The sequence below is a fragment of the Methylobacterium sp. E-012 genome (genome assembly GCF_057836545.1).
This window is the reverse complement of sequence record NZ_JBYQEY010000001.1, coordinates 1005938-1029836: the sequence shown is the minus strand read 5'-3', so window position 1 is coordinate 1029836 and position 23899 is coordinate 1005938. Positions and strand designations below refer to the sequence as shown.

Below are 23899 nucleotides of genomic sequence, written 5' to 3'. Positions count from 1 at the left end.
GTTTGAGGTGCAAGGCCGGCCGCGCCGTCTTCATAGTCGCTCCTCCTTTGCGGGACCCGTGGGCACCCGCCGCCCACGTCGGCTACAACCCTCGATCAGCCGCCGATAGGCAATCTCCGCCTGCTCGACGCGTCGCCGTTCGTCCTGGCGCATGCGGGTTAGGTTGTAGGCGTAGGCTGACCCACGCTGGCCGCGACGAGCCGGCTCACCCGAACGCAGTTCCAACTCGCGCAGCTTCTTGGCGTGCAGCTCTGGACGCACCCACGCGTAATCCTCACCCCGCTTGAGCAGATGCCAGATGATCGCCGCGAGCTTGCGCGCGACCGCCACCGCCGCAACGTGTGGCCCGCGGCGAGCCGAGACGCGCTGGAAGAAGGCGCGCAACGGTCCAGGTCCCCGAACCGCCTGCCACGCCGCCTCGACCAGCATGGTGCGTGCATGGCTTCGGCCCTGTTTGGTGATGCGCCCGTGCCGTGGCTTGCCAGAGCCGGACTGATGCACGCTCGGGTTCAGCCCGAGATAGGCGACCAGACGATCCGGGGCGGCAAACCGTGCGATGGGTCCGATCGCGGCAATCAGCCCGACCGCCACTACCATGTCGATGCCCGGGATCGTCATCAGCCGGGTGACGTTGGTATCGGCCTGGGCCTCGCGCGCTAGCTCGCGCTGGACGACCTTCAGATCCTCACTCAGCCGGTCGTACTTGCGCAGGTGCCGGGTGACCGCATCACTCTCGTCGGAAGGGAGCGTTTGGGCCAGTAACCAAGCCCGCCCCCGTGGCCCGAACAGATCAGCATGCGGACAAGGCGGGACGAGATGGGCATGCAGGATCGACTGTACGATCGTCTTCAGTCGCGTCCGCTGCCGCACGATTTGGGTCCGGCGTGTAACTTGGCGTCGGAGCCCAAGGGTGGCCTCGTTCGGCATCCAGACCTCCGGAAGGAAGCCGCTGGCGTAGAGGCGTGCCAGCACTGTCGCATCGATCACGTCGGTCTTGATCCGCGCCTCCGCGATGAGGCGCACCTGGCGGGGATTTGCGATCACGACCCGACCGACATGGGGCCGGATCACTTCGGCGACCGCGCTCGCATTGCCGGTCGCCTCGACTACGACATGGCCGTCGTGCGTCGGTCTTTTGGCAAACGCCGTCAGGTGATCACGCCTCATCCCGACCCGCCCCAAACGCCGGATCGTCCCGTTCTCCAGCAGCACCGCCTCAGCAAAGACGCGGTGGATGTCCAATCCCACAACTCGCATGAGCCTGCCTCCTCGTGTCTTGATCACGGGAGCTGGCGGGCAACACGGCAACTACGGATCCGCGCTCGCAGCGCATCCGGGCGAACCGCAGGGGCGGCCAGATAACGGCTCGGACTCTAAGCCCATAGCTTAAGGGTCGGCCTGCCCGCACTCACGTGCTCCCGGTGCCCCACATCCCGGATGGGCTCACCATAGCGCCGATCACATGGTCAGCGGAATGTAGGGGCACCGAGGCCATCATGCCGGATAACGGTCAGGTCGAGCGAATGAACCGGACGATCAAGGACGCAACAGTCAAGCGCGACCACTACGATAGCCATGAGCAACTCCGCGCTCACCTTGCTGACTTCGTGAGCTCCCACAACTTTGGACGTCGCGTAAAGACTTTGCTTGGACTCACGTCTTATGAAGCCTGTGTTTCAGCGTGCGACTTTGGTTCTTCCGCACTTTCGGTGCTGAAGGTTTGGCATCCGATCAAGCTTTGCTGATCCCGGCTCATGCAGCATGCAGGACGCGTTGGCGCAGGAGATCGAAACCGGCGCGACCGTACATGCTCCGCTTGATCAGCTTGAGGCGGTTGACCTGCCCCTCGACGTGGCAGTTGCTCCAGGGCTCGACGATAGCGGCGCGCACGGCTGGCTCGTCCTGCTGGAGCCCGGTGACGAAGCCGCCGAGATCGGTCGCGGCTGCAGCTTCCAGCCAGGGCGTCAGTCCGGTGGGATCGTTCTGGCGCAGGAGGTCGGCGAAGGCGCGTATATCCTTGGCGGCTTGCTTCAGCTTCGGCGCGGCGCTGCAGAGCGCTTCGGTGAAGGCGCGATCCTCCCGCGACAGTGCGGCCGGGTCGGCGGTGAGCCAACGGGTGATGCGGCGCGTCGAGGGGACCCGGGCGGACGGTGATCGCGCGGGCGCATCCTGCCTCCGTCGTGAGGCCCAGCGCCGGACGATGTCGTAGCTGCCGATGAAGCCCTGCGCGTGCAACTCGCGGTGGAGGACGGTGGCGCTGTGCTGGCCCTCCCGCCAGCGTGCCTCGACGAAGGGGAGATGGCGATCGAGCAGGCTCGAACCCGGTGCGCGGCGGTAGGGCATCAACCGGCCCGCCCGCACCCAGCGGCGCACGGCGTTGCGGGATGCGCCGAGACGGCGAGCGATCTCCTTGGTCGGCAGACCTTCGCCGTGGAGGCACAGGGCCGCCTCGCAGCGGTCGCGTCGCCGGCTGCTCACGTTCGTTGGCACTGTCTTCGCCAGATCAGGGGAGCCCGCGGAATCGTGCACGGCGCGGTGCGCCACGTCTCGGATCTCGGACTGGTGCCGCTCGACGATGCCGCGCAGGACCTCGGAAGCGTTGACGAGCAGGTGCCAGCGATCCGCGACCTGCGTCGCCGTCGGTGCTCCCGTGCGCGTGGCCTCGGCGTAGGGTCCCGAACGGTCACGGCTGACGACGGTCACGCTCGGATGGGCGGTGAGCCACTCCCGCACCGGTGCCGACGAGCGGCCGGGCAACAGATCGATGACGCGCCGCCGCTCCAAGTCGCACACGATGGTGCCGTAGGACCGGCCGCGCCGCCACGCCCAATCGTCGATGCCGATCACCCGCGGCGGCGGAGACGGTACGGTCCCGCGACGACGGATCAGGCGCAGGACGGTGTCGCCGCTGACCGGCATGGCCAGCCGCCGCGACAGCCTTGCGCCGGCTTCACCACCCAGCACCATGCCGATGTCGGTCTGCGCCTCGGCCAACCGGTCGCTGCGGCGCGCCTTGCGCGCACTCAGCCCCGGCACGCGTTCGGCGAAGATCCGCCCCGGGCAATGGCCGCAGCGGAAGCGGCGCACCTGCACCCGCCACGTCACCGGCCGGTCCTGCCAGGGCAGGTCGTCGAACGTCCGCCAATACCTGCTGTGCACCCGCACTGACGCACGCCAGCAGACCCGACAGCAGGCTTGGGCTGCCATGGTTCGGGCGGTGATCAGCAACCCGGCCGTGTCCAGCGTCAGATCATCGACGTGCAGGCCGTCCGGGACCGACGGCAACGACGGGTTCGAGATCGGCATCGCACTGCCCTCGGGCCAACATGCGAATCAACGTCCAAACCACCGCTCAGCACCGAAAGTACGGAAGAACCAATGTTTAAAGCTGTTTGACAGCCATCGCCGACCTGCTGCCGGACGTGCCCGAGCCCGGGCCTATTAGGAAGGTGAGGGCGATCCTCCAATCACTGTACGTGATCAGGTGGCGCGTAGCAGCCGTTCCGGCCTCCCCCTTCCTGCTCAACCTTCACGTGGTTAAGCCGATCCAGCATAAGTTTGCTCGGGCTGAAGTGGATGTTCGCCTTGACCGCCACCTTCACACGAGCGCCGAATCGTGGGTTGCGGACGATGCGATCTTTGACCGTCCGCGTCGTGAACGCCCCGAAGCCGCGCAGCTCGACGCGGGTACCGTCCGCTAGTGCGTCGGCGATCCGGTCAAGGATGGCATCGACCGCCCGCTCGACGTCCCGGGCCTAGAGGTGCTGGTTCTGCTCCGCGACGCGGAGGACGAGCTCTGATCGGATCATGTCGGAAAGGTGTCGGGATCTCAGCGAAGGTGCAAGCGGGGTCCGGCAGCAACCTTTATCTTCGCTCCCCTTCGTTCACTCTGCTTCCGGCGGCATCGCAGTCAGGGCCTGGCTTGAAGAAATCCTCGACGGGCCTGCCAAGGACGTCGGCGAGGCGCTTTAATGTCCGCAGCTTGCCCTCGCGCTCTCGTGTCGCAGCGGCCTGCTCCCCCGAAGGGAGAGGCATGTCGCGGCCGTCACCTTTGTCGCGCTCGCCCATCCTGGACCTGTCATCATCGTGATCCCCAGGTTGAGTACGCCGATTGCGGTACTACGAAAAGTTGCGATGATGCGGTCTCCTCGAATTGTGAAGGGCATAGGTTACTCATGCCGCGTCGGTCCCCAGGGTACGCTCTTGCAGCAGCTGCGCTGCCGCTGACAGATCTCAGCATCGGGGTATGGGAAGAGGACGTAGGCGCTGACCGGATCCGCGGCGATGCGGTCATGGGTCGAATGTACGGGCTATCGGATGCGGAGACCGCCGAGGGCATCTCGCGATCGGATCTCTTCTCGATCTTCCACCCGGACGAAGTCGCCCAAGATCCAGAGCTTCGTCGCAGCGTGCGCGAGGAGGGCGGACTGTTCGTATGGGAGCACCGCATCATGCCCGCGCCCGGCATCGTGCGCTGGATCTTAGTGCGCGGGCATTACAAGCGGGGCGCGGACGGACAGATGCGTGGGCGCGGGATCGTCATCGACGTGACCGACAGTCGGATCGATGGACAGATTGATGGACCGGCACGCTTCCTCACAGCCTACGAGGCGCCAGGTGCTATTCTGGAGCGCATTGCTGATCGAGCGATCGAAGCCTGTGAGCTGATCCGCACCCTGGAGGCGGACAAGTCGGTTCACCTCCGTCTGCTGATCGATGCCCTCCTGCATGAGCTCGGTTGCCAGCTCGCGACTTCGCTGCAGGACGATCCGCCAGCTCCGAAACGGCCGCGGAGCGCCAGGATCCACTGAGCGTGTTCCGTAATATCGACGCTCCCCCGCCCCGTGAGCAGATCGGGGTGGGGCCGAGCGGCCGATACGAAGGTGAGTGCCCATACCGGGCCAGGCCCTGCATCGCAGCCACGTTCGGGAAGGCCCGCAAGTGGTGAGCGGCTATGCACACATAAGTTGCAAGTGGGGGTGGCCCTCAGACATTGAGGAAGCATAGCCATTCAGCCCCCAAATCCTCCCATGTTGCTCATCTCATCCCTCGTCGTAGGCACGTTCGTACTCGCTACATCGTTCTCGCTCGTCGCCGTGCTGTCGGACTAAGGCTCCCGCCGAAAAGTCCTCCCGGGAACTTCGATCAGACCCCGCGCCTTGGCCTCCCACAATTTCAACGGAGGCCAACATGGGCTCGGATGTAGACGCGGCACGCGAAGCCTTCGGGACCGTGCCCCCAGGCCGGCCGATCGGTGAACTGAAGAAGCTCGATCCGGCGGTAGGCAGCAGTGGCCCGAATTCGCCAGGCAGCCCCGAGCCTGATGCCGGTGAGGGTCCCGAGAGCGGCGGCTACGACAACCGGCCGGTTACGCCCCAACCCGACAACGCCAAGGGCGGTCATGGCGCTGGCTGACGTGTGAGGGCCGGTGCGGCGGCGGGACTGGAGACCGCAGGCGCCGGCTCACGGCCCTCGACAATCGCCGGCGCGCAGGTTTGGTCCCAAGCGCCCGCCGGACGCATCGTGGGCGTGCAAGGGTTCGCTAACCGACGACCGTCACCGTCGTCGATATGTCCAAGCGAACGACCCGAACCCTGAGAGGCGTTCTCTGGATTGCCGCCCTGGCGCTCTGCTGCTTCTCGGCCGTGATGCTGATGGAGGCCAACAGGCCTACTGAACGAGCGATAGCGCACCGGCCGTCCGCTGATCCCACGACAACAGGCGCCATCGATAAGGGTCCCATCCGGTGGTGTGGTGCCGCCTCGTGGTGCCGATGATGCACACGATCACGTCGCTGTCGTCTCAAGCATAGGGGCCCCCGAACAGGTCACCGAGCGCTTTCCGCCGGAACAGCGTGCGCCAGCGTCGCCTCTGATGTTCCGGCCGATCGTGGATCATGTGGCATCGCTGGCAGAAGGCCGCGAGGTTGGCGTCCGCATTGTTCGAGGTATCGTGATCCCTGTGCGCGGCAGCTAGAACGACCCAAGTCCGGCGAGCGCGGCCGAGGATGTCGGCACCCAGCCCGAGACGGATCCGCCTGCCCCAGCCGTCACGCCACCGCCTGACGTCCGTGTCCCACCAGCGCCCATCGCCGAGGTGGTAGACCATCCGCCCATGCGGCCGTCCGCAGCCCTCACAGCAGCCCTTTGCCCGACCAAAGCGGATCGCCAGCGACAGCTCGCGCCAGTCGATCGGATAGAAAAAGCGGTGCTCGGGCCGGATCGGCATGAGGGGGCTGAATACCCGATGGCGGGCCAATCCTGTGGCAGGGCGGCGGATCGCTTCTGTAGCATCTCGGCAACAGCCCCGGGCCAAAGTCACGGGGTGCTGCAACCAAACCACCGCCGAGATGTTAAGCCGCCTGGTCGTGTACATCGCAATGTATTTCGACCGTGCAACGCATGTTCATGGATGGTTTACTATACCGTCCCACGTCATCAGCCGGCAGTGTGTCCGTAAAACTACAGCCATTTCATCGACGGACCGGTAGCCTTCTCGTCAGATCGAAATTTGGACCTTACGTTATGACCAAGCTCCTGACCTCGCTGGCCGCGTTCACCGCCCTGACGGCCGCCGCCTCGGCCGCCGACCTTCCGCGCCGCGCCGCCCCGCCGCCGGTGTTCACCCCCGTGCCGGTGTTCACCTGGACGGGCGCCTACTTCGGTATCAACGCCGGCTACGCGTTCGACGCCTCCAGCCGCAGCAACAACAACTCCACCTTCGGCGTCCCGGCCCCCTACGCCGCCGCCGGCACCACCGCCACCTTCGGCAACCGCAGCCAGGACGGCTTCTCCGGCGGCGCCCAGATCGGCTACAACTACCAGTTCACCCCGGGCTCGGGCGTGGTCGTCGGCATCGAGGCCGACGCCCAGTACCTCGACTTCGGCCGCAGCCGGAACAACGCCTTCATCAACGGCGCCCTCGCCCCCGGCTACTACGTCACCGACCCGCGCGGCCTGTCGAGCCTCGACTACTTCGGCACCGTGCGCGGCCGCCTCGGCTACGCCTTCGACCGCACCCTCGTGTACGGCACCGGCGGCTTCGCCTACGGCTCGGGCAGCGCTGACCGCTCCTTCGGCGGCTATGCCGGCAACGACAGCTTCCGCACCGGCTACGCGGTCGGCGGCGGTGTCGAGTACGCGCTCCCCACCGACTCGTTCCTGAACTTCTTCCGCTCCTCGGCCGTGACGCTCAAGGTCGAAGGCCTGTACGTCAACCTCGACCGCAACACCCGCAACCAGGGCGCGTTCGTCATCAACGCCGCCAGCAACTTCCCCGCCGTCTACAGCAGCGGCATCGGCCGCCGCTCCGACGAGTTCGCCGTCGTCCGCGCCGGCCTGAACTACAAGTTCGGCTCGTACTGAGATCCGGTCGCGCTGCTCCCGGCATCCGTGCCGGAAGATGCGATGGCGGGCGAGGGGTAGTTGGTCCTCCTCACCGCCCCTCATCGCCGAAGAGCAGCCGTCCGGCTGACCTCCGCACCCCCAGCTCGATCACCCTGGCCGCGAGGTCGGCGACACCCTGGGAGCACCCGCTCCTGGGGTGTTTCTTCGTTCTGAGATTAGGCGCTGAGACGTTCAGCCGATCGCCCAGAACAGCGGCAGGGCGCCAGCCAAGAACAGGGCCGAGGACAAGAGCACGGCCAAGCGCTCGCGATGATAGTGGATGAAGGCGTGGGAGCTGGCGAACATGGCGATGCCGGATCGGAGAAGGCATCTCACGCTCGCCTCTGAACCTTGACCAATCAGAGGCATCCGACATCGTCCACAGATGGTCGTCGATGCGTGTCACCACCGAGCCACATGCGACTGGATGTGCTCAGGCGCACCCCGCGAAGGCGGGGCTGGGCGTATCCGTTTCGTCGTGGCCGTCATTGCCCCCTCAGGCGGCCCGACCAGCGGCGCAGTGACCTCAAGGTTGCTGCGCCGTTGTCGTATAAATGCTTAGCTTACGGCTCAGGCTATGCCGCTACCGCCTCGGCGCCTCTGGCCGCTGGTTTGGCGTGTGCGCATGCCGAGCTTGATAGAGGATCCGTTAACCATACCGCCCCACCATGCTCTCAGCGATCGGCTCCGGCCGCGCGCCGGAAGAGCAGCACCGGGATCGTCTTGAGACGGCGGGCCTTGGTGCGGCCTCGCCGGCCCAGTCGCGCTGATCGGCATGATTGCGGCCAAGCTTGAGCCCAGCTATGCGCGCCACCTCGGGGTGTGCGGGAGCAGGAATGAGCGATGTCGTGGCCGCCCTGCTTCTAGCGCTGGCGGCCGAGAACGCCGAGATGCGCGAGCAACTGGCCTCCGCTCAAGACATGCTCGTCGAGACCGCGATCGACGCCGGCAACATGCACGCCCTCGTCGAAGCCATGAGAACAGAGCGGGACACGTGGCGGGAGGAGGCCAAGCTGGTCCGTGCAGCCTTGCAGTTGGCTGAATAGGGGCAAGGCGCCCCCCCCGTCGAAGCTCTGCACCCGCAAGCAGGCCACAATCGTATCCAGACGCTCCAGCGGGTCGCTGAGGCTGGGACCGAGCAACACAGCCGTCCCAAAGGAAAGGCGATTATATCGTTGACACATGGCGTAGCGCTGACGCGGAGGTTGCCCGAAGGCGGGCGTGATGCGGTCAACGGGTGACGTAATAAGTCTATTGGTAGACTCTGGCCGTCGGGGTGATATCTCCGGCGGCTTTTTGCTGCCGACGCTGTGAAGGCTTACATTGAGGCTGATCCAAGGGCCGCACCGATGCCGACAGACACGCCCCTCAAATCAAAGCCCCCCAGCTCGGCGCCGAGAGGCTGACGCCCGGGAGACTCGAGGACAGGCAGTAACAGACATGCACGCTAGAACCGACCTCGTGTGGCCAGATGTACGGCGCTTGTCACTGATCTTTGACTCGGCACTACTTTCGGCCGCAAAAAGAATTGCACGAACGCTCGAACTTTTAGCCGAAGATGTCGCCTTGGTGAAGACAACCGCGGCGGCCGTAGCCGCTTCATAGCCGTTCTTGAACCCACAGAATGGCGGATGGCCGTTACATCTGAGAAGTCCAAGCCACCCGGCAAGCTCGGGGCTCAGAAGCTGACGCCCGCGGAACAGCGTCGCCGGTTCATCGAAGCCGCTCGCGAGGCTGGTGCCAGTGAGGACGAAGCCGATTTCGATGCAGCGCTGAAGCGGGTCACAAAGCCGAAGGCCGCGAAGTAGCGGACCTACTGGTCTGTGATGGAGAAACTGGCCCGTGCGCTCATCACCAGCCGGCCAACATCGTCGTAGGCCTGAGCGGTGAACTCGTCCACGCCGGTTTGGCACTCTTCGTCCCGCATGATCTCGGTCAAGGCTCTGCGGGGTAAGTCACGAAGGGCGCTTGGGCTCGGTAACTCGACGCCCTCCTCATCTATCGCCGTAACGTGGTTCGCCGTGTTGATGAAGTAGCGCACATTCACGCATCCATGACCTGGTAGGCCCTACGGTGCTAACTCGCGATATCTTGCATCGTTCGTTGAAAGCGAAGGCTTACGGCATCGTTTGTGCGAACGGTATAATCGTCAAAGGAAATGCCGGATTAGGTGGTGCTATCAGAGGACACCCTAGCCCCCAGCTCTGACCCGAGCGGGTCCCTCGCTGGTCAGCCGCCGGATCGCCCACCCATTAGGTCATTCCTGGCTCAACCCTCGCGGTGACGACCCAGGTTCCCACCCTCGTATAGGATGCGCGGCTGCCGGCCTGCGTAGCTGACGCCCAGATCGAACCGCGCAGAGCCCGCTCTGCGCGTACCCCGAGTTGGGTTGGCCACCACAAAATCGATGACCGAGCGCGCGGCGCATTTGGACTGGGGCATGTTGCAGGTCACGCGAAGGGTCCCAGGCCGGATGGCGTAGCGGCGTAACGGCCACTGCCTGATGGCGGCCCGCTTCTCGTTGATGAGCTGCCCCTGCGTATAGGGACGCCCGTAGAACTGCACTGTCGGCCCGTACATGTACGGCACGCCCGCGACCGCGTCGCCGTCATTCGATGACCAGATCGCGAGGTAGCGCTCTGCGATGGTGGCCGTGCGCCGCTGCATCTCCGCCGCCGACTGCGCCAGGGCCTGAGTTGAGCCTAGGGCGAGGCAAGCACAGAGCAGCAGAAGGAATGGCCTTGGCATGGATGGGACTCCTCTGCGGGTGCGAGGAACGCTCAGAACTGGCCGCCGGGTCCGGAGAGCCAGCGCATCAGACCGTCCGAAGCGACGACACTTCGGCGTGGCGAGGGGGCGTCCACATTGAGGTCGTCGCGACCTGCCAGCCGCACCGTCTTGTAGGGGCTCGGGACAGGCAAGCGCGCGCGGCGGGGCTCAGGCCGCCGAGCAGCCAACCGGGCCTCGTCGACGGCATGGAGCGATGGCAGATTTCGGGATGGGGCGGGCTGAGGCTTCGGCTTAGGACCGGCTGCCTCGGCGACACGAAACCGAGCATGTCTACCATCCTCGTCGAGGGCGCGCCGAGGCGCCTCCAAGGACGCGAGCCGAGGTCCGTCCACATCCAGCACTGGGCGGGCGTGCTGGCCCCTGTCAGCAAGCCTAATCCGGTGACGTTCCATGCCCTCGTCGGTCGGACGGGCAGGCACGGGCATGGCTTGCAGGACGGGACTCCTCTTCCCATCCGCGACGGACTTGGCGCCCTCTCCGGGCACCTCGGCGGGACCAGGGGTAAACTGAAGCTTCGGGGGTGCGGGCGCCACGGCGGTAAGCTTGACTGGATCCGACCAGGGCAGCGGCTGCCCGTGGGCTTCAGCCCGCAGGCGCTCGGAGAGGGTGGGCACGGCCACGTGTGGTGCCTCCGCGACATCCCTGTGAGCGTCGCCGCGGGACATGTACGCGCTCGTGCTGGCCACCCCGGTTACGAAGGCGACGGCGACGGCGAACAGGAACCTCGTTGACGCTGTCATGGACTACCTCGCAGAGGCCGCAGGTGGTATCACGGGATACGCATGGCAACCGCGTAGATAGGACGGAGACCGCCACCGGATCGATGCGAACGAACCCCCATCTACGCAGCCGCTGCCGTAACGCCCCGCCGCTCGCCATTCGGCGCCTATGCCCGCGCAGCAGGGCCAGACCTACGATCCGCAGGAGGAGCCGGCGCCCCGGGGGGCTTGGTTCGACGCTTCACACGACCATAATCCGACGGTGGCTAATGCATCAGCGTACCTGCCTCGACGCATCCGACGTGCGCATCCTCATGGCTGCGGGACGCGCTGAGGCCGAACGGCGCGGCCTTCCGGTAGCGTTTGCGATCGTCGACGAGGCAGGCGTGCTGCTCGCTCTCGAACGCCTCGACGGCGCGCGACTGCACACGCCGGAGGCGGCTTGGTTGAAGGCTCGGACCGCCGCAATCACGCGCACATCGACCGAGGACCTTCAGGCGGCGATCCAGACGAACGCAGCGCTTCTCGCCTTCCCAAGACGCCTGCCTCTGACGGGTGGGTTGCCGTTGCTGGTCGGCGAGGAGATCGTGGGCGGCGTCGGCTCGTCGGGTGGCGAACCTAAGGACGATCTAGCCGTGTGTCACGCCGTGTGCGCAGCGCTCCGACGGCTGCCCGTCGCTGGCTGAGCGATGGTGTGTTCGGCCGGTCAAGTGACGTGTCGTCGATGACCCGGCCGCGTCCGGCTACGCGCCGAACCCCGACTACAGCCAGGAGGATTGGGACGAGGTGTCCGACAATCCCGAGCTGACGGATGCGGAGATCGCCGATCTACGTCCGAACGGCGAGGGCCTGCCCGCCGAGATGGCCGCGGCGTTCAAGAGTCTCGGCGGTCGCCCGAAGTCCAAGGTCAAGGCCGTCCCGGTCTCGCTGCGGGTGCCGCCGGATGTGCTGGCAGCCTTCTTAGGCACAGCGATAGCCCTTTCCATCATCACGAGGATGCTCATGAGGCGGGACTTCCTGATCGCCCTCAGGTGCGCCCATGTCGCCCGGTTCGGTGCCTCCCGACGAGCGTGGACCCTCTACCGTCCCTCTCACCGGAAGGTCCTGATAGGCGCGCTCTCCCGGTGGTGTCTCGGCGGGATCGGTCTCGGGGTGCTTCGGATCGATCATGCTTGTGCTCCTTCCGACGCTCAGGGACGAGTGGGCTTGTAGGGCTGCACCACCTTCGGCTGTAGCTGGCTCCGGATGGCATCGACTTGATCCGGCGGCAGCTCCTCGACGCTCATCTGCAGGCTTGGCCCGACGACCTTCCCGAAGGCCTCACGAGCATCGGTCTCATCGTCCGCCAGCACGATCATGAGGTGCGTATCAGATACCGTGTCGTCCGGCGGGGGCAACGTCTTCTGCTGGGCTATAAAGACGGGCATGGTGCGATCCGTGCTGCCTCGACTAACCCAAGTGTTGATTGAGAGCTTCTTCTCCAGCCGCGCGTGCCTCGTCCTCACTCGCGTAGGTGCCATCCGACATGATGACCGGGTTCAGCGGCATGTCGTCGGTGTCGAAGAGATGCCATTTGAAGCGTCCGGGCTTCGAAGGATCGGGCAGGACCCGGACGACGGCAGGAGGTGCTCTATCCATGACCTATCATGCCACGCTCACTAGCCCAGACCAAGGTGCGGTTCAGGAAGAGGCGTCGAACATTATCGTAGCGGGACCGCCCTCGACAGCCACGCTCACCAAGATCGTCTCGCCGGGACGCGCTACGTCATTGCCGCCCTCGCCTTCGTCGTCGCTGCCGGTGGGGCGTAGGGTTGAACTGCTTCAGAAGTTCAAGCCCAATACCCTCTACGTCGATGCTCGCGCGACGCTTTTGGAGATCGGTTGGCGGCCGGTTCCCGAAGCGGCATCAAGCAGGGTGTGTGACGGCCGCGAGAATACCTGCGAGGCCTACTCAGAGGCTGAGACCTGCGCGCCGTTCGGATCCGCGGCCTGCTCGATGCTCTGCAAGCGCGGCGAGCAGATCATCAGCGTGACGACGATTGGCGACAGAGACATCCTGGTCCGATCCGCGTCCTGTCGGTCCGGCTGCTAGTGGTACCGACCAAGAAAAGCCCGCGCCGGTGAACCGGGCGGGCTGAAAAAACGATCTGCGAGACTAAGACTACTTCCCGCTGGGCGCGGCGTAGCTGCCAGTCGTCCCGTTGCCGCCGCCGCTGCCGGCGGGCGCACCGCGAGTGGTGTTCCGGACGAAGCTGGCACCGGGGTACTTCCGCTGTGTCCGCATCATCGAGCGTCGGCGCATGCGGTGACGTCTCATCCGAACATTGGTGAGCATATCGGAAGGCGAAGAGACGCCGGCTACGGGGCCAGCCGGCACGGCTGAGGCGGGAAGGGCCAGACCGCCGAGGCCAAAACCAGCAAGCGCGGCGAGAACAAACATTCGCATGGAGTTTCTCCTTGCCTCAGCGCAGGAGTATCGCGTCGGCCTGTTGGAAAGTCCTGAAACGAGGCGGCAGTTCACTGCTTCCAGGGGCCCGCGACTCAGCACCGCGTGTTTTGACGGATCACCAGCGACCAGCCCCCTTCCGTCTTCACCGCCTCCCGCCCATGGTTCTGCACCACGATGCGGAAGGGGGCGCCAGTGGCAGAAGGATCTATTGGAGTGGATCCGCGGCTGGAACGCTCCTCACGCGTAAAGGATGCTCCAAACGCTGGTGAGATCGACGACCTCCCCTGCCAGCCTGTGATCAGATCGGGCGGCGGGGCCGAGCCGATTGCGTCTATCTCACTACGCGCGCGCTATGGACCAATGCCGCCTCAAGGCGCGCGGGATCAATGCGGGTGACGACAACCCCGTGCTCAGGACTTCCGTCGAAGCTTGTGAAGTAGAATCGGCCGGCCGCGTCCCAAGCATTGAAACCGGTGTGGACGTGCAAATGCTCTAAAGCCGGGTCGAGCTCGGCCATCGTACATAGGCGCCGCGTCCGACCGCTCGCGAACTCGAATTGGTACAGCGTCGTATCTTCACTCGGCCGTGGGGATGTGCTGGTGCCGACATAGGCACTCTTTCCGTCAGAGCTCGGCGCAAAAAGCCAGAACTCGACACCGCCCCAGCCCGCCGTCTTACCTGTTTCTACTTGGCCCAGGTATGCCCACGTATGCGCGTCCTGATCGAACCGGTAGACGTGACCGCGGTCGTCTCCGAACACGCACCGCTTACCGCCGTCCATGCACTGCCCTGTCTCCAGGGCTAGGCCGTCCTTCAGCAGCCAGTCCTTCTCCTCACCGAAGCCGGTCTCTGGGTCGTAGTAGTGCACGTGGTCGTGCGCTGTTGGTTCATCCCAGTTGCTGGCGGTGAAATAGAGGCGGCCGTGGGTGTCGACCCACATCACCCGCCCTGTGTAGACGTAGGGCTGCTTGTATGAGGCCGGGCGACCGAGGTCCTGGGTGCGTCCGCTGGCGACGTCGTAACGATAGATCGCACCGGTCGGCACGCCCGCGCCGTAGATGACGTTGCGGGCTAAGTCAGAGGCGAGGGTGATGAGATTGCCATGGGGCACGGCACTCCCGCTAGGCTCGGACGCGCTTAGGTCCATGAAGCTGTCGTGGGCGGGATCGTAGGCGTACCAGTGAAAGCCGCGTCGATCGAGGTAGCCCGCGTCGAGGTCCGAGCGATCCATGGTCGCGACGTAGATCTTGCCGTTATGCCAGAGTGGCCGGGTGTGGAATTTCTGGGCCGTCTCCCCGGGCAGCCAGTTTTGCGCGATCTCTGACGCGGAGCGCGCATCACCGACGTACCGCAGCGTGCCCGCCTGTGCGTCGATGCGATACAGGGCTGCGTTCGTCTTGTGATCCATGCCGCCGACGTAGATGCTACCGTCAGGCGCGGAGCCGGTTGCGTGCCAGCTCTGGGTAGGGCGCAGACCGTTTGGCGTGTCCGGCAGCCGCCAGTGCCACGTGCCGTCGAGGGTTCCTGCCCAGCCCACCTCGATCTTTTTAGGCTGTGAGGTCTGTCGCTCGGAGGCTTGGCCCGTGGTGGGCAGCGCGAAGCAGGCGAGCATCGCGCCGAGGCAAGTGATCTGCCGCAGCATGGTATCTGTTCCCGGGGGGCGAAGCAGCCTGCGCCGGCCGCGCTTCCGTTCTGTGTCAGCAGGCCAACACCCGCTTGCATGTACCGTTCCTATCGGATCGTTCGACGTCGGAATGCCCCGGTCCGTCAGCAAGCTGACCCACGACGCATGTGGCCACGGACGTAGCCCCCATCCACGGGACATCGCCCCCGCCTAAAGGCGTCCGCCGCACCGGCCGGGCGGCCATAGCATCACGGCTTGCCCGGCCTCGCCCACCCTCCGATCGCACCGCGGCTGGTAGTGCAATAGACGGCGAGGCTGCGTCTGGCGGCCAGCCGATCTGAGGTCATGACCAACCACGGACCGACGTAGCTACAAGCTTTCGAAATTCCCTACGATCCGGCATCCCCACGAACGCTAGGTAAGTATCTTTATCTTGCGTTGAGGCGAACCTTGTGCCGAACTTGCTCAACCCGGTCCTGTTCACGGTGCTCGGCGACCCGATCACGCTGGCCAAGGCGCTGTCGGTTGCGGGACTTTCACTCGACGTGCTCGGCGTCGTGGTCCTGCTCGTCCAGGGTCTGCGCGGGAGGCTGGAGGATGTCGCCGATACAAGCGGCGATGCTCAGATCTGGCGCGATATGCACCGCCGAATGTACGACATGTCGATCGTCTCGAATTCGACGCACATGCTGGAGGAGACACGACTCGAACGGAAGGCGCTGGCCCTCCTACGCGGTACACGAGCCGGTTTTGGACTGATCCTGATTGGCTTCGTCCTGCAGCTCCTCGGAACACTTGCCTCATGAGCACCGCCCTCGTCCCGCTTGTCGAGCCCGTCGAGGCCCGGCCACCCAGCAGGCGGACGACGACGCGCAGATGATCCGGCTGTGGCTCGTCCGGTCCGCCAGTCCACACACCCGCCGGAATTATGTGCGGGAGGCGGCCCGGTTCCTGGCGCACGTCGGCAAGCCGCTCGGCTCGGTGCGGATGGGCGACCTACAGGAATACATCGCGGGCCGGCCGGGCTCATTGGCGAAGGTGGCGCTGACGGCCGCGGCCCTGAAGTCGCTGTTCACGTTCGCGCAGGAGGTCGGGTTCCTGCGCTTCAACATCGGCGCGCCCGTGAAGGTGCCGCCGATCAAGAACACCCTGGCCGAGCGCATCATGGCCGAGGCTGACGCCCTGCTGATGATCCGGCAGGAGGCTGCCCTACAAAACCGCGTCCTGCTGACCGTGCTCTACGGCGGCGGGCTGCGCATCTCCGAGGTTTGCGGCCTGCGCTGGCGCGATCTCACGGCCCGCGATGAGGCCGGACAAGCGACGGTGTTCGGCAAGGGCGGCAAGACCCGGGTCGTGCTGTTGTCGGCAGCGACGTGGAAAATGCGTACGGCGCTACGGGAGAAGGCAAGTCGCAGAGTTGGCGACTTGCAGGTTGCAGATGACGAGTTGGCATCTGTATCGGCCGACGCGCCGGTGTTCCTGTCGCGGAAGGGTGGGGCGCTCGATCCGAGCGCGGTCCACCGGGTGATGAAGGCCGCGGCTGCTAGGGCAGGGCTCCCTGGCGAGGTCTCGGCTCACTGGCTGCGGCACGCCCATGCCTCGCACAGCCTGGATCGTGGGGCACCGATCCACCTTGTGCAAGCCACGCTCGGCCACGCCTCGGTGGCAACGACGGGCCGGTATCTGCACGCGCGGCCATCTGAGAGCTCGGCGCGGTTCCTGGGGGTTTAGGGACCGTCGTTGACCTCAGCCCTTAAGGTTCGCTTCCCCAGCCTCAGCGTCGGGCATCTTGTAGCCGCGCTCCCAAATCCGGTGCTCCTCAGAGCCATCAGGGTAGGGATTGGCGGTGATCGGCTCGCCGCGGTCGCGCGCGTGACGCCCCTCGTCGCTGATCGTAGCGGGTGAACGGGACGAGAGCATCACGGTGCAAACCTCCTGGATTTTGGCTCGGCCACAAGCACGCTACATCCGGCGGACGAACGCATTCAAGGGGCGCTCAGGGAGCGGGATCCTGTAAGATCCTCATATGAATGGAACACAATTACCCGCTCTCCCAGCAACCGTTTAGAAACTTGAACGTTAAATTTCGTCAGGATGTGGTGTTAGATAGGTTTTTTAACCAAATGTAAACTATTGCTGCCGTTATGATTTGCGTGACAGCGCAGAATATTACTTCGCTGGTACACAGCTGGTTTCTCGATGCCACTCAAGCATCTCCGTCGTCTTGAGCGCCTGCCTTTTCTCCGTGACAAGCGCGGAGCAGCGGCGGTTGAGTTCGCTTTCGTGGCGATGCCGTTTCTGGCGCTGTGCGGTTCAGTTTTCCAGGTCGCGTTTCAAATCTGGGCGACACAGAATTTTGATCGTGCACTGCAAAATGCGGTCCGCACAATCTTCACCGGACAATTCCAGATCGCCAATGCTGGCCAGACCGATGCCGCAACCCTGCTGGCGGCCCTGAAGACGACGATGTGCGGGCCGGCGACCGCTTCCATCGTCAACGTTTTCAATTGCCAAGCGGTCAAGATCGACGTCGCGACGTCGAGCACTTTCGCGGGCGCCACCGCGTCGACGCCGATCAACGCCACGACGGGGACGTGGAACACGAGTTTCGGGACCAACTATGCCTGCGCCAAACCGGGCACGATCGTCATCGTCACCGCCGCCGTGCAGTTCCCGACCTTCTTCAACCTGATGGGGTTGAACACGCGAAAGTTCAGCAGCGGCACGGGTGCCGGATCGAGCCTTCTCACCTCGACGGCGGTGTTCCGCACCGAGCCGTACCAAATTGTCGGGACGAGCCCGTGCTGAGGTGCTTCGCTCGCCGGGCTGGGCGCATGTGGCGCGACCGCCGTGCGACCGCCGCCGTGGAATTTGCCGTGATATTGCCGGTCCTGCTCGCCATCTGGGCGGGCATGACGGAACTAGCGCATGCAATCGACGAATGGCGCAAGCTGACCCTGCTCGCTCGCACGGTCGCTGATCTGACCGGACAAGGCGACACGCAAAACCCGATCAGCGCGACGCTGATGAACGACATCGTCGCCTCTGCCACCACAGTAATGCGCCCGTTCAATTCCTCGACTATAAAAATCGTAGTCAGCGCCATGGGCGTTGGGCTAAATGGTGCGAACCTGATCCCGACCGTTTGTTCTAGCGTCGCCAACGCCAATGCCAGCCCCCGCAGCACAGGGACAGCCACTGGCCTGACTGTGCCACCGGGCTACCAGACCGCGGGCATGCGTTATGTCTTCGCTGAGGTCAGCATCGCTTACACCCCGATGATTGGGGGAGCGCTGATCCAACTCGCAAAGGGCGTCAGCAGCACGATTACCTTCTCGACCAGCGTCCCGTGGCCGGCGCGGGGCGGCAAGACCTATGGAACGAACACCTACACCGAGGTCGTAGTGCCGGCCTCCAACGCGATGGCGTGCAATGGCTCGACACCCTGATGAACTGCGGCAAGGGGCTTGGAACGGGATCGCCCGGGATCGCGGCGGCAATGTCGCTATCTTGTTCGCGTTCCTCAGCGTGCCGATGCTTATGTTCGGTGGGGCGGCGATCGATTACGGCTTCGCAACCCGGGTCGAGACGAAGCTACAAGCCGCGACGGACGGCACTGCACTCCTCCTTTGCCAGACGCCGCTCACGACCTCGACGTCGGATCTAAACGCCTTAGCCCAGACGGCGATGATCGGAGCAATGGGGGCGCCGAACCTCGTGGTCGATCCTCTGGTGATCACCAGCAACCCGCGCCAGATCACTCTGACGGCGCACAAGCAATCGTCGGTCTTTTTCGGAAAGCTCACGAAGACGACGGTCATCAATCCGGGCGCCAAATCACAATGCGCCACGCCACTACCCAAAACATTCGAGATTGCCCTCGTGCTCGACAATACGGGATCAATGGCCGAGTCGAGCGGTGGGCAGACGAAGCTGCAGGCGGTTCAAACTGCTGCGACGAACTTCGTCAGCTATGTCTACACCAACAGCGCCTTCTCGAGCGCAACTAGGATCTCGATCGTGCCGTTCGCTGCTGCGGTGGCCGTTGATCCATCAACGTACAGATATGCTTCCTGGATCGATCAAAACGGACAATCCAGTTTGCACTGGACCAACATACTCTCTCCGAGCAGCTCGAGCTTCACGAGCCGGTTCGATATCTTCACAAAGCTGAAAGCAGCTTACTCCGGCTGGGGTTGGGCGGGGTGCCTGGAAACGCTGCCATATCCTTTGAACGTACAAGATGGAGCACCGGCCAGCGGCAACAAAGACTCCTACTACATACCGTTGCTGGCTCCTGACGAACCTGGCGACTCCAGCAATACATATGCGGGTTTCAACGTCAATGGCAATACATACTATAGCTTCAATAGCTACATTGATGACGACAACAGCAGCAAGTCTGGCAGTTGCCCGATAATGCCGTCTGGAACATCTTTTAACGCCGCCGAAGGCCGAGCGTGTAAGTATGTTAGCCCCGCCAACCCAGCTCCAACAAGCTCGAACACCTCCACTGGCGTCCCGAATGGCCCTAATTTCGGGTGCACCACGCAGCCGTTGCAGCGACTGACGAATAATACGATTACGCTGAAGACCCTGATCAACAACATGGCGCCGTTGGGCTCGACCAACATCCACGAGGGCTTTATGTGGGGCTGGCGAACGCTCTCGCCAATTAGCGTTTTTGCTGATGGAAGCGCTTACTCTTCGAGTTCCAATAGCTCGAGCGCAACAACTATCAATAAGATCATAATATTAATGACAGATGGAACAAATAGCTGGGCAACAAACCCATACTCCCCAAACGTTTCGATGTATTTTGCTGCTGGCTACTTTCAGAACGCTAATGGTACAACACCGAACCCGCGTCTGCCCTCGACGAACCAAAACATTAACGACACGACGAGTTCTAGGAACGCGCTTGACGCACTGACCGCACAAGCGTGCACCAATGCGAAAGCGACTAATATCTCAATTTACACGATCGGATTTAGCATTCCTTCTGATCCAATCGATACAGCAGGACAAAATTTATTAAAAAATTGCGCATCATCAGCAAATCAATTTTTTATTGCTAATACGTCCGATGATCTTATTTCAGCCTTCCAGCAGATACAAGCAAGCATCGGCGCCCTGCGGCTCACGCAGTAGCGCGGCATCAGCTGTTTGCCGGGTCCTTGGCCTTGCGCGGCCGGCCGGCACGCTTCGCCTTGTTAGACACGGTCTCGGTGGGCTCGGCCACCTTCTTACGCTGCTGACCGAGACCGAGGCTTTTGGCAAGCGCCGAGTAGCTTGCTGCTGTGGAGGGGTAGTCCCTAGGCAGGCCATAGTGCTCACGGTATTCCTCGATCCTCAGACCGTTGCCGGTGAGGTGGCGCTTCAACATCTTGTACGGCCTGCCGTCGATGAACCTGATCAGCGCGTCCGGCGTGATCGACTTGCGGGTCTGGCCGGCTGTGAGCTTCTCAGTGGCCAGAGCAGCAAGTGCGCCAGTATTGCCAAGCCCCGTGAGCGCAGCGTGCGTACTGGCGATCAGCTCCGCCATATCGGCCGGTCGTACCGAATTTCTGGACACATAGGCCGAGACCAGGTCAGCCGTGAGTTCCAAATAATCGTTGGCAGCAGCTACGATGGTTCTTAGGTTCTTGTCCACGATGCACTTGCCTTTGTTGAAGGCGCATATTCTGTGGACGTGCGTCAAAATGCAATCATATTCAGGAGCGAATTTGTATTTTTGCTGCTATCGATACCGCGATGATGCAGGTTTTAGGCCTTGAAAGCGCTGCGCATATCATCGCCGAGAACGTAGCCTCGGCGTTCGTGTACGCGTGCGATGGCGCGGACTTTGACGATTTGTCCCGAGAGACCGTCGTAGCTCGCTTGTTGCGCGAAATCCTGTCCGTAATGCCAACTCTGTGCAGCAACACTCTGACTGCCGCGTGCAACCACGCCCTCGACAACACTGTCGGCGTGATGGGCCTCACTTGCCCTCGCGTCGAGGCAATCGACGCCAACGACGGCTCGGTGACGATGCGTTCATAATGAGGTGACGGGCCGGATCCCGTGACGACGTGGTTCGGCACTGCGCCGTTCGGCATCCGAGCCGGAGCGACGGATGCGATGTAGCACGTGAGCGAGTCGACGTGGGATCAATGAGTGCTGAGGGGGCGCTCTATAGAAGGCGGCCACGGTAGCGCGCCTTGCACCATTGGTCCAAGTTCAATTGGCTAACCCTGCGATTATTATCATCAGCTATAAATATTTAAGGATCACGTGCCATCGTGATGACCTCATTTCAGTAGTACATCGTGATGTTAGAGCGCCGCGCCAAGCTTCGTGTAACGTCAACGTTGGAGGGACGCGCGTCGTTCGCGGGCACCCCCGTTCAATCCCCCTGCCTGGTGCTCAACCACAGCTCTAACGGCGCATGCATCCTGTTCGCCGCAGGCATGAAAGTGCCGCACACGTTCGATCTCTCGATCGGCAGGGCCAGCACCGCACTGCCAGTCAAGGTCGTGTGGCGTCGCAATACGACTATGGGCGTTACCTTCCTGATCCCGCGGATCGTGCCGGACGTGATCCCGGGCTGAACTGGGGCGATTCGACATGCTGATCGCCGACAAGCTCGTCACTGCCTTCGAGCCCGACCGGGATGGAGCGCCTTTCCATCCAACCATGAGCGTAACCGTCGTGTCCGTCTTGGTGCGCAGCCTTCTGCTCGTTATGCCTACTGTCTCGGACGACGCCCTCGCAGCAGCGTGCAATCGCGAACTCAAGACTGTGGTCGGCGCAATCGGGATCGGCGGCCCGCACGTCGAGGCGGTCGATCCCGATGATGGGTCGGTGATGATGCGGGGCGGTTGAGCGGACCTTCCGTACAGAAAGATTTCATTAACCATAAGACCAGCACCCTGCTCACGGTCAGCCTGCAGTTGCCGCCGTGAACAGTGCCTATCCCGTCAGCGCCGAGGATCTGGCCGGTGACTGCCCGGTGCCGATCGATACGCTCAGCCAGCTCTACCGCGCAGGGCCCGAGGCATTGTCCGATCAACTCTGCGGCATCCCCGAGGCGACACGAGCCCGGCTCGCGATCTATCTCTACGGGCGCAGTCACACCCGCAAACTCGGGGTGCAGATCGCCGCGACCTGCGAAGGAGCCAGCCTACGCCGTGTGGCCGGGTTAGTCGGCAATGCGCTCTACGATCTCTCCCGACAGAACCGTGCGGCGAGGTCGGAATGGCCTGCCCCCATCCGGTGGCCCAGGTTTGAAGTTAGTGCATCGTCGGTCGCGTGACGATGGCGGGGCGAGCGGACGGTACTGAGCCGCCCGGTTCCGGTGGCCGGATGACGACCTCCGGCGCAGGCGGGCAGTAGCCGAGTGACGAGTGGGGTCGGATGCTGTTGTAGTACCTCCGCCATCGCTCGATCACGACGCTGGCTTCCTTGAGGGTGTAGAACACCTCGCCGTTGAGGAGTTCATCCCGTAGCTTCGCGTTGAAGCTCTCGCAGTACCCGTTTTCCCAAGGACTGCCCGGCTCGATGTAAGCCGTCTTCGAGCCGACCGCTGTGATCCAGTCTTGGACGGCTTTGGCGATGAACTCCGGGCCATTGTCCGAACGGATATGCTCGGGCACGCCGCGCAGGCTGAACAGATCCGAGAGGACATCGATCACGTCGTACGCCTTCAGCTTACGGGACACACGGATGGCCAGGCACTCACGGGTGAACTCATCGACCACGTTCAGCATCCGATACTTGCGCCCATTGTGCGTGCGGTGCTCGACGAAGTCGTAAGACCAGACGTGGCCGGGCCGCTCCGGCCGCAAACGGAGGCAGGAGCCATCGTTGAGCCAGAGGCGGGCTCGCTTCGGCTGTCGCGCTGGAACCTTGAGCCCCTCCAGCCGCCAGATCCGTTCGACCCGCTTCACGTTCACCGTCCAGCCATCGCGGCGGAGCATCGCCGTGATCCGACGGTAGCCGTAGCGCCCGTACTGGAGAGCCAGTGCGACGATGGCGGCGGTCAATGCCGCCTCGTCCTCGACCACCACGGCGCGCTTGCGCTGTGTCGAGCGGTGCTGACCAAGAACGCGGCAAGCGAACCGTTCCGACACGCCATGCTCGGCCACGACGTAGTCGACGCAAGCCCGGCGGCGAGCCGGGCTCAGAAGTTTCCCGAAGCTGCCTCCTTCAGGATGAGCTTCTCCAGCGTCAGGTCCGAGATCGCCCGACGCAGGCGCAGGTTCTCCGTCTCCAAGGACTTCAGCCGCTTGACCTGATCACCCTTCAGGCCGCCGTACTCGGATCGCCAACGATAGTACGTGACCTCCGTCACCTCGATGGATCGGATTGCTTCGGAGACCTTGCGGCCCTGCGAGACCAAAACATCGACCTGACGCAGCTTCGCGACGATCTCTTCAGCCGTATGCTTCTTCCGACGCATCATAACATCCTCCACATGGCGCGAAGCCATACCTCAGGGAGGACCACTTTTCAGGGGGCAGGCCACCCGCGGGTGACCGTCGGGTGCCGGTTCAGCCGCGGATGTCACCGTGGAAGGTCGCGAAGGAGGACAGCACCTTCTCGGCGATAGCGTCGTCGACCGCGACGGAGACCCTGACCTTGCCGGCGAGGGCGGGTTCGCCCTCGGTCCCGGCCTTCAGGTGCCCGTCTTCGACATCAGCCCGCGCCGCCTCGGTCCCGGCCGTGTTCTCGTCCAAGGCAGGACCGACCTGCACCGCATTCCGATCAAGGCCGTGATCCTGCACGATGTGCTCGACGGCCATCTCCGCATCCCGGCGGGATTTGAAATCAGCTGAGATCGTCCTGGACATGTCGTCTCCGGTTTATTGCCGATGGGTCCGGAAGGATCGCGAAATATCATTCGGGATCGACTTCCATTGTCTTGGGCAAAGGGCCGGCGCGCGGGACCGTT

28 protein-coding genes and 2 pseudogenes are annotated in these 23899 nt (G+C 63.7%); 18 read left to right on the top strand and 12 right to left on the bottom strand.

Annotated elements, in window-relative coordinates:
- Positions 1 to 30 precede the first annotated feature (30 nt).
- Entirely contained in the window at positions 31 to 1257 is a 1227-nt protein-coding gene (locus AC3IF1_RS04825; RefSeq protein WP_489216194.1) for an IS110 family RNA-guided transposase, read from the bottom strand.
- A gap of 248 nt (positions 1258 to 1505) precedes the next feature.
- Between AC3IF1_RS04825 and AC3IF1_RS04820 the strand changes: the two are divergent.
- Positions 1506 to 1745 (top strand): annotated as a pseudogene (locus AC3IF1_RS04820) (hypothetical protein); the annotation flags it as partial.
- A 7-nt stretch (positions 1746 to 1752) separates the two neighbouring features.
- On the opposite strand, the gene AC3IF1_RS04815 reads toward AC3IF1_RS04820, so the two are convergent.
- Together AC3IF1_RS04815 and AC3IF1_RS04810 are read right to left on the bottom strand one after the other, a co-directional pair.
- Positions 1753 to 3285, bottom strand: a complete 1533-nt coding sequence (locus AC3IF1_RS04815) for an ISL3 family transposase (RefSeq protein ID WP_243971897.1) — start codon at positions 3283 to 3285, stop codon at positions 1753 to 1755.
- 182 nt (positions 3286 to 3467) lie between these two features.
- Positions 3468 to 3809: pseudogene (locus AC3IF1_RS04810) on the bottom strand (HU family DNA-binding protein).
- Positions 3810 to 4292: 483 nt separating this feature from the next.
- Here AC3IF1_RS04810 and AC3IF1_RS04805 point away from each other — a divergent pair.
- On the top strand, positions 4293 to 4811 hold the full coding sequence (locus AC3IF1_RS04805; RefSeq protein ID WP_243971891.1) for a PAS domain-containing protein: 519 nt from the start codon (positions 4293 to 4295) through the stop codon (positions 4809 to 4811).
- A 379-nt stretch (positions 4812 to 5190) separates the two neighbouring features.
- Entirely contained in the window at positions 5191 to 5415 is a 225-nt protein-coding gene (locus AC3IF1_RS04800; protein ID WP_243964582.1) for a hypothetical protein, read from the top strand.
- Between the two features lie 387 nt (positions 5416 to 5802).
- On the opposite strand, the gene AC3IF1_RS04795 is transcribed toward AC3IF1_RS04800, so the two are convergent.
- Complete coding sequence (locus AC3IF1_RS04795) at positions 5803 to 6228, bottom strand: hypothetical protein (protein ID WP_489216193.1); 426 nt, start codon at positions 6226 to 6228, stop codon at positions 5803 to 5805.
- A gap of 296 nt (positions 6229 to 6524) precedes the next feature.
- On the opposite strand from AC3IF1_RS04795, the gene AC3IF1_RS04790 reads away from it, so the two are divergent.
- The 3 genes from AC3IF1_RS04790 to AC3IF1_RS04780 all read left to right on the top strand — a co-directional run bounded on the left by AC3IF1_RS04790 (position 6525) and on the right by AC3IF1_RS04780 (position 9193).
- Positions 6525 to 7364, top strand: a complete 840-nt coding sequence (locus tag AC3IF1_RS04790) for an outer membrane protein (RefSeq protein WP_489216192.1) — start codon at positions 6525 to 6527, stop codon at positions 7362 to 7364.
- An 857-nt stretch (positions 7365 to 8221) separates the two neighbouring features.
- On the top strand, positions 8222 to 8431 hold the full coding sequence (locus tag AC3IF1_RS04785; RefSeq protein WP_489216191.1) for a hypothetical protein: 210 nt from the start codon (positions 8222 to 8224) through the stop codon (positions 8429 to 8431).
- Positions 8432 to 9016: 585 nt separating this feature from the next.
- A complete protein-coding gene (locus tag AC3IF1_RS04780; protein WP_489216190.1) occupies positions 9017 to 9193 on the top strand; it encodes a hypothetical protein in 177 nt (58 codons plus the stop codon).
- A gap of 5 nt (positions 9194 to 9198) precedes the next feature.
- On the opposite strand, the gene AC3IF1_RS04775 is transcribed toward AC3IF1_RS04780, so the two are convergent.
- Together AC3IF1_RS04775 and AC3IF1_RS04770 are read right to left on the bottom strand one after the other, a co-directional pair.
- Positions 9199 to 9426 carry a DUF6894 family protein gene (locus AC3IF1_RS04775; protein ID WP_489216189.1) on the bottom strand — a complete coding sequence of 76 codons (228 nt, stop codon included), beginning with the start codon at positions 9424 to 9426 and terminating at the stop codon, positions 9199 to 9201.
- Between the two features lie 227 nt (positions 9427 to 9653).
- On the bottom strand, positions 9654 to 10052 hold the full coding sequence (locus tag AC3IF1_RS04770; RefSeq protein WP_489216188.1) for a hypothetical protein: 399 nt from the start codon (positions 10050 to 10052) through the stop codon (positions 9654 to 9656).
- Positions 10053 to 11163: 1111 nt separating this feature from the next.
- On the opposite strand from AC3IF1_RS04770, the gene AC3IF1_RS04765 reads away from it, so the two are divergent.
- Positions 11164 to 11580: a GlcG/HbpS family heme-binding protein gene (locus AC3IF1_RS04765; RefSeq protein WP_489216187.1), complete on the top strand. Its 417-nt coding sequence runs from the start codon at positions 11164 to 11166 to the stop codon at positions 11578 to 11580.
- 100 nt (positions 11581 to 11680) lie between these two features.
- On the top strand, positions 11681 to 12106 hold the full coding sequence (locus AC3IF1_RS04760; protein WP_489216186.1) for a BrnA antitoxin family protein: 426 nt from the start codon (positions 11681 to 11683) through the stop codon (positions 12104 to 12106).
- Here the strand turns inward: AC3IF1_RS04760 and AC3IF1_RS04755 are convergent.
- Positions 12085 to 12321, bottom strand: a complete 237-nt coding sequence (locus tag AC3IF1_RS04755) for a hypothetical protein (RefSeq protein ID WP_489216185.1) — start codon at positions 12319 to 12321, stop codon at positions 12085 to 12087. The two genes, AC3IF1_RS04760 and AC3IF1_RS04755, sit on opposite strands and share 22 nt — an antisense overlap.
- 209 nt (positions 12322 to 12530) lie before the next feature.
- Between AC3IF1_RS04755 and AC3IF1_RS04750 the strand changes: the two genes are divergently transcribed.
- On the top strand, positions 12531 to 12986 hold the full coding sequence (locus tag AC3IF1_RS04750) for a hypothetical protein (protein WP_489216184.1): 456 nt from the start codon (positions 12531 to 12533) through the stop codon (positions 12984 to 12986).
- A 688-nt stretch (positions 12987 to 13674) separates the two neighbouring features.
- Here the strand turns inward: AC3IF1_RS04750 and AC3IF1_RS04745 are convergent.
- The gene (locus AC3IF1_RS04745; RefSeq protein WP_489216183.1) at positions 13675 to 14985 is read right to left on the bottom strand and encodes an NHL repeat-containing protein; all 1311 of its coding nucleotides are present in this window, start codon (positions 14983 to 14985) and stop codon (positions 13675 to 13677) included.
- Positions 14986 to 15419: 434 nt separating this feature from the next.
- Between AC3IF1_RS04745 and AC3IF1_RS04740 the strand changes: the two genes are divergently transcribed.
- Together AC3IF1_RS04740 and AC3IF1_RS04735 are read left to right on the top strand one after the other, a co-directional pair.
- Positions 15420 to 15773: a hypothetical protein gene (locus AC3IF1_RS04740; protein WP_243966573.1), complete on the top strand. Its 354-nt coding sequence runs from the start codon at positions 15420 to 15422 to the stop codon at positions 15771 to 15773.
- A gap of 124 nt (positions 15774 to 15897) precedes the next feature.
- Complete coding sequence (locus AC3IF1_RS04735) at positions 15898 to 16698, top strand: tyrosine-type recombinase/integrase (protein ID WP_489216182.1); 801 nt, start codon at positions 15898 to 15900, stop codon at positions 16696 to 16698.
- A gap of 15 nt (positions 16699 to 16713) precedes the next feature.
- Here AC3IF1_RS04735 and AC3IF1_RS04730 read toward each other — a convergent pair whose 3' ends face one another.
- Positions 16714 to 16887, bottom strand: coding sequence for a ribosome modulation factor (locus tag AC3IF1_RS04730; RefSeq protein WP_489220318.1), 174 nt, complete (start codon positions 16885 to 16887; stop codon positions 16714 to 16716).
- A 279-nt stretch (positions 16888 to 17166) separates the two neighbouring features.
- Here AC3IF1_RS04730 and AC3IF1_RS04725 point away from each other — a divergent pair, with 279 nt between their 5' ends.
- From AC3IF1_RS04725 to AC3IF1_RS04715, 3 genes are read left to right on the top strand one after another with little or no spacing between them, the layout of a single operon-like run.
- Entirely contained in the window at positions 17167 to 17775 is a 609-nt protein-coding gene (locus AC3IF1_RS04725) for a TadE/TadG family type IV pilus assembly protein (RefSeq protein WP_489216181.1), read from the top strand.
- Between the two features lie 56 nt (positions 17776 to 17831).
- Positions 17832 to 18416 (top strand): TadE/TadG family type IV pilus assembly protein, encoded by a 585-nt coding sequence (locus AC3IF1_RS04720; RefSeq protein WP_489216180.1) that lies wholly within the window; start codon positions 17832 to 17834, stop codon positions 18414 to 18416.
- The gene (locus AC3IF1_RS04715) at positions 18400 to 20118 is read left to right on the top strand and encodes a TadE/TadG family type IV pilus assembly protein (RefSeq protein ID WP_243966566.1); all 1719 of its coding nucleotides are present in this window, start codon (positions 18400 to 18402) and stop codon (positions 20116 to 20118) included. Before AC3IF1_RS04720 ends, AC3IF1_RS04715 begins: the two co-directional genes overlap by 17 nt.
- A 7-nt stretch (positions 20119 to 20125) precedes the next feature.
- Here AC3IF1_RS04715 and AC3IF1_RS04710 read toward each other — a convergent pair whose 3' ends face one another.
- Entirely contained in the window at positions 20126 to 20620 is a 495-nt protein-coding gene (locus tag AC3IF1_RS04710) for a Ros/MucR family transcriptional regulator (RefSeq protein WP_489216179.1), read from the bottom strand.
- Between the two features lie 101 nt (positions 20621 to 20721).
- Here AC3IF1_RS04710 and AC3IF1_RS04705 point away from each other — a divergent pair, with 101 nt between their 5' ends.
- The 4 genes from AC3IF1_RS04705 to AC3IF1_RS04690 all read left to right on the top strand — a co-directional run bounded on the left by AC3IF1_RS04705 (position 20722) and on the right by AC3IF1_RS04690 (position 22261).
- Positions 20722 to 21009, top strand: a complete 288-nt coding sequence (locus AC3IF1_RS04705) for a hypothetical protein (RefSeq protein WP_489216178.1) — start codon at positions 20722 to 20724, stop codon at positions 21007 to 21009.
- A gap of 269 nt (positions 21010 to 21278) precedes the next feature.
- Positions 21279 to 21557, top strand: coding sequence for a PilZ domain-containing protein (locus AC3IF1_RS04700; RefSeq protein ID WP_489216177.1), 279 nt, complete (start codon positions 21279 to 21281; stop codon positions 21555 to 21557).
- Between the two features lie 16 nt (positions 21558 to 21573).
- On the top strand, positions 21574 to 21831 hold the full coding sequence (locus tag AC3IF1_RS04695) for a hypothetical protein (protein WP_489216176.1): 258 nt from the start codon (positions 21574 to 21576) through the stop codon (positions 21829 to 21831).
- A gap of 76 nt (positions 21832 to 21907) precedes the next feature.
- Positions 21908 to 22261: a hypothetical protein gene (locus tag AC3IF1_RS04690; RefSeq protein ID WP_489216175.1), complete on the top strand. Its 354-nt coding sequence runs from the start codon at positions 21908 to 21910 to the stop codon at positions 22259 to 22261.
- On the opposite strand, the gene AC3IF1_RS04685 is transcribed toward AC3IF1_RS04690, so the two are convergent.
- Both AC3IF1_RS04685 and AC3IF1_RS04680 read right to left on the bottom strand, forming a co-directional pair.
- A protein-coding gene (locus AC3IF1_RS04685) for an IS3 family transposase (protein WP_489220288.1) occupies positions 22239 to 23407 on the bottom strand; the annotation gives its coding sequence in 2 pieces (ribosomal slippage) (positions 22239 to 23143 and positions 23143 to 23407; 1170 coding nt in all). The two genes, AC3IF1_RS04690 and AC3IF1_RS04685, sit on opposite strands and share 23 nt — an antisense overlap.
- A 91-nt stretch (positions 23408 to 23498) precedes the next feature.
- Complete coding sequence (locus AC3IF1_RS04680; RefSeq protein ID WP_489216174.1) at positions 23499 to 23750, bottom strand: hypothetical protein; 252 nt, start codon at positions 23748 to 23750, stop codon at positions 23499 to 23501.
- Positions 23751 to 23899 lie beyond the last annotated feature (149 nt).

Coding starts and splice junctions, on each gene's coding strand:
- AC3IF1_RS04745 (WP_489216183.1), bottom strand. CDS start 14,985: ATGCTGCGGCAGATCACTTGCCTCGGCGCGATGCTCGCCTGCTTCGCG.
- AC3IF1_RS04755 (WP_489216185.1), bottom strand. CDS start 12,321: ATGCCCGTCTTTATAGCCCAGCAGAAGACGTTGCCCCCGCCGGACGAC.
- AC3IF1_RS04725 (WP_489216181.1), top strand. CDS start 17,167: ATGCCACTCAAGCATCTCCGTCGTCTTGAGCGCCTGCCTTTTCTCCGT.
- AC3IF1_RS04680 (WP_489216174.1), bottom strand. CDS start 23,750: ATGGCCGTCGAGCACATCGTGCAGGATCACGGCCTTGATCGGAATGCG.
- AC3IF1_RS04770 (WP_489216188.1), bottom strand. CDS start 10,052: ATGCAGCGGCGCACGGCCACCATCGCAGAGCGCTACCTCGCGATCTGG.
- AC3IF1_RS04825 (WP_489216194.1), bottom strand. CDS start 1,257: ATGCGAGTTGTGGGATTGGACATCCACCGCGTCTTTGCTGAGGCGGTG.
- AC3IF1_RS04695 (WP_489216176.1), top strand. CDS start 21,574: ATGCTGATCGCCGACAAGCTCGTCACTGCCTTCGAGCCCGACCGGGAT.
- AC3IF1_RS04765 (WP_489216187.1), top strand. CDS start 11,164: ATGCATCAGCGTACCTGCCTCGACGCATCCGACGTGCGCATCCTCATG.
- AC3IF1_RS04750 (WP_489216184.1), top strand. CDS start 12,531: ATGACCTATCATGCCACGCTCACTAGCCCAGACCAAGGTGCGGTTCAG.
- AC3IF1_RS04800 (WP_243964582.1), top strand. CDS start 5,191: ATGGGCTCGGATGTAGACGCGGCACGCGAAGCCTTCGGGACCGTGCCC.
- AC3IF1_RS04790 (WP_489216192.1), top strand. CDS start 6,525: ATGACCAAGCTCCTGACCTCGCTGGCCGCGTTCACCGCCCTGACGGCC.
- AC3IF1_RS04715 (WP_243966566.1), top strand. CDS start 18,400: ATGGCTCGACACCCTGATGAACTGCGGCAAGGGGCTTGGAACGGGATC.
- AC3IF1_RS04805 (WP_243971891.1), top strand. CDS start 4,293: ATGGGTCGAATGTACGGGCTATCGGATGCGGAGACCGCCGAGGGCATC.
- AC3IF1_RS04705 (WP_489216178.1), top strand. CDS start 20,722: ATGATGCAGGTTTTAGGCCTTGAAAGCGCTGCGCATATCATCGCCGAG.
- AC3IF1_RS04780 (WP_489216190.1), top strand. CDS start 9,017: ATGGCCGTTACATCTGAGAAGTCCAAGCCACCCGGCAAGCTCGGGGCT.
- AC3IF1_RS04785 (WP_489216191.1), top strand. CDS start 8,222: ATGAGCGATGTCGTGGCCGCCCTGCTTCTAGCGCTGGCGGCCGAGAAC.
- AC3IF1_RS04700 (WP_489216177.1), top strand. CDS start 21,279: ATGTTAGAGCGCCGCGCCAAGCTTCGTGTAACGTCAACGTTGGAGGGA.
- AC3IF1_RS04795 (WP_489216193.1), bottom strand. CDS start 6,228: ATGCCGATCCGGCCCGAGCACCGCTTTTTCTATCCGATCGACTGGCGC.
- AC3IF1_RS04730 (WP_489220318.1), bottom strand. CDS start 16,887: ATGCTCTCGTCCCGTTCACCCGCTACGATCAGCGACGAGGGGCGTCAC.